Genomic DNA, 509 nt, shown 5'->3' with positions numbered 1-509 from the left:
CCGTAGCGGATGGCTCGATACTGGACTCCTCGATCGGAATGATGGATCAGTCCTGACAGGTCATCTCCATCTCGTGTGCGCAGGTAGATGGCCATGTTCAGGGCGTCCAGCGCGAGGTCGGTGTGCAGGGAGCGGGAAACGCGCCAGCCCACGATCTCGCGGTTGAACACGTCAGTCACGAACGCGACATAGACCCAGCCGGTGAACGTATGGACGTAGGTGATATCGGCGACCCACAGATGGTTCGGCCCGAAGGCAGAGAAGTGACGATTCACCAGGTCCTGCGGGCAGTGCTCGCGAGGAGCCGAACGAGTGGTGTTCGGTGCCTTCGCCCGGCGGATCCCGTGCAGGCCAAGGTCCTTCATCAATCGCTCGATCGTGCAGCGGGCGACATGACCTCTGCCTCGGGTGTCTGCTTCGCGATTGAGAACGATGTGCATCTTCCTGGCCCCGAACGCGTCGAAGTTCTTGTGATGCACTTCGGTGATCTCCTCTTTCAGGACCTCGTC

General features: G+C 60.5%; 1 protein-coding gene. It reads right to left on the bottom strand.

Translation table 11 applies throughout. The annotated features are described in order from the left end of the window. On the bottom strand, positions 1 to 509 hold a 509-nt coding region (locus tag MU407_RS14135), incomplete at both ends, for an IS3 family transposase (RefSeq protein ID WP_246958437.1).

Source organism: Brachybacterium sp. Marseille-Q7125, from assembly GCF_023062615.1.
Classification (GTDB): Bacteria; Actinomycetota; Actinomycetes; order Actinomycetales; family Dermabacteraceae; genus Brachybacterium.
The sequence above is the reverse complement of the archived record's forward strand: the minus strand, read 5'-3'. Positions and strand labels throughout refer to the sequence as shown.